Annotated in this window: 4 protein-coding genes; 3 read left to right on the forward strand and 1 reads right to left on the reverse strand. The window is 55.9% G+C overall.

All coding sequences use genetic code 11. The features are described from left to right. Positions 1-221, forward strand: a 221-nt coding sequence (locus tag GXX82_11025) for a hypothetical protein (protein NLT23568.1), incomplete at its 5' end; no start/stop codon positions are given. A gap of 14 nt (positions 222-235) precedes the next feature. Beyond that, positions 236-748: a hypothetical protein gene (locus GXX82_11030; GenBank protein NLT23569.1), complete on the forward strand. Its 513-nt coding sequence runs from the start codon at positions 236-238 to the stop codon at positions 746-748. A gap of 238 nt (positions 749-986) precedes the next feature. Here the strand turns inward: GXX82_11030 and GXX82_11035 are convergent, their stop codons facing one another. Then, positions 987-1,313: a hypothetical protein gene (locus GXX82_11035; GenBank protein ID NLT23570.1), complete on the reverse strand. Its 327-nt coding sequence runs from the start codon at positions 1,311-1,313 to the stop codon at positions 987-989. A gap of 861 nt (positions 1,314-2,174) precedes the next feature. On the opposite strand from GXX82_11035, the gene GXX82_11040 reads away from it, so the two are divergent. Next, positions 2,175-2,401, forward strand: a 227-nt coding sequence (locus GXX82_11040) for an NAD-dependent epimerase/dehydratase family protein (GenBank protein NLT23571.1), incomplete at its 3' end; no start/stop codon positions are given.

Consider the following 2,401-nt stretch of genomic DNA (forward strand, 5'->3'; position numbering starts at 1 on the left):
CCTTCGCCGGGGCGACCGTGGGGGCCGGAACGATAACGGTGGGCGCCGCCGCCGGTGCCGCCATGACCGCCGGAGTGGGTGCCGGCACGATCGCCGTCGGCGCCGCGGCAGCCGCGGCAGCCGTCGGAGGAGGAGCGGCCGCCTTCGGAAGCGGCGGCGGAGGCGGCGGAGGCGGAGGCGGGGGCACAACCACCGCTCATACGACAACGGCGCACCATTAAAGACCCACAGTGTGATGAAGAGATCCTTCGTGGCGGGCTTCACCCCGGCAAAGGCCGTGTTCCTGTTTTTCGTGTGTGTCTTGTTCTTTCTTGGTCCGGCGTTGTGCCGAGGGGCAGAGGGACAGGACGGTCTCAGCGCGGTCCTTGCCACGGCGGAGCATTTCTTTCAGCATCTGCGGGGAGAGAAGTACAACAGGGTGTGGTCGTTGCTGAGCGCAAAGTCGCGGGGGGTCATAGTAGATGACATACGCAAGGGGACGAACGGGCAGTACACGATGGAACAAATAAACACCGACCTCAAAGCGAATGGCATGATCGCCGGTTCATACTGGAAGGGTATCCTCCAGTCCTTCGATCCTGCCACCATTCTGGAGGAGAGCAAGTGGGAGGTCGGTTTCGTGCGGGAAGAAAGGGCCGAGCTTCTGATAACTCACAGGAAGTCGAAACACCCCGTTTGCCTGCAGATGATCAAAGAAGGCGGAACATGGAAAGTGGGGCTGGTGGAGACCTTCTGGACGAGAAAGTAGAGAAGACCGTCTCAGGTTTCAGGTTTCAGGTCTCAGGTTAAGAAGAAAAAGAAGAAGAAAGATCGGAAGCAAGGGGCTGTTCCGGGTTCAGAGCCTGGAGCAGCCCTTTTTTTGTCTTTCAGCCGGAGACCTGAGACTTGTGACTTGGAACGGTTTTTTCAGTTAGGCGGCCTGATCCCTGTTGGGGCTTGGGATCAGGCCGTGCTTGAATCGCCCTTGGGGGGAGGGCGGTGGAAGGCTAATAATAAATGTTGTTCTTCTTCAGGAAGAGAACGTAATCGGTGACGTCCCAGTAGTGTATCTCGCCGTTCGCGACGGAGAAGGTGGGTGAGTCCGACAGGCCGAGAACTCCAACCCATTTCCACCGGTTGTTCACGTACACCTGCGCTTGCGCGTGGTGTGTCCACATAAAGGCTCCCCACATCTTCCCGTCGATGCCTGTCCTGTATATGGCGATGCGAGTGTCATAACCCCTGACGTTATAGGCGATCGCATCCTCCACGGATGTGACCCTGCACGTTTTGCACGAACAGAGAAGCGCAATGAGTACAAGAGGTATGATCAAAGGTGGCTTCACCTGGTGCTTTCCCTCTCTTACCCGCTCCCCTGAAAGGCGGCGTGCAGGGTCTCATACCATCATATGAGATGGGCTGAACCTTTGTCTGTCGCACAAATTGTCATTGTTTCGTGGTCATTTTAACTACCCTGGTGTAATCGAGGATAATACGAACCATTTACCCCTGGGGCCGGGGAACGCGCTTCGAAATGCCGTCATGCCCTGTCTTTTCTTGATCTACCAGTAGGTGACGATGTACGGAATTGTCTGCAATATGGAATATGAACCAATATTAATCCACAATTTAACTGGCAAAAGAGGGTAATAGGAGAATTAGTTTAAAAGTAGCATAAAGCTGTATTGAAATTTTGCCATGTGACCTTGTTTACATTGACCGTCCCGGGGTGCCACAGTATAACGACTTTATCTGCTACTTGTTTTACGCGACCAGGGGGTTTGGTTCCAACTGATCTGTTCTTGTCCGGCCGGATCGTCGGTGTAGACGGTCGGCCGATGCCTGTGGCGGTAGCTTGCCCTTTTTTAGCCCACATACGCCCCGCAGGAGGGTGACCATGAGCATCACCATTGACAGATTCCAGGACAGCAGGTCTGGCACGACAACGCATGGATCGTGGTTCAGAAGGATACACGTTCTGTTCCCCGGCCTGGTTCATTCCATCGCCTCACATCTTCGTTCGGCCGTTTCGGCTCCCACCTCGCAGTTATCCGGCAGTAGCTAGCTTCCCAATCACTCGTTGAAGTAGCGCGCGACATCAGCGCACCCTGTGAGCGAGTCTCCGCTGTGACCAGGGCTATGGGGTGGTGTTGCCATATTTCCGGGAATAACCAATTCACAGAAGTGGAGGACAAATGACCCGAGCTCTCATCACAGGCATCACAGGACAGGACGGCTCCTACCTTGCCGAGTACCTCCTCTCGAAGGGGTACGAGGTCCACGGGGTGATAAGGCGGGCCAGCACCTTCAACACGGGGAGGATAGACCACATCTACACGGACCCCCACTCACCGGGAGCCCAGCTCTTCCTCCACTACGGGGACCTCTCCGACGCGGGGCAGCTGACGGACCTCATCTACAA

The organism is Syntrophorhabdus sp., assembly GCA_012719415.1.
Classification (GTDB): Bacteria; Desulfobacterota; Syntrophorhabdia; order Syntrophorhabdales; family Syntrophorhabdaceae; genus Delta-02.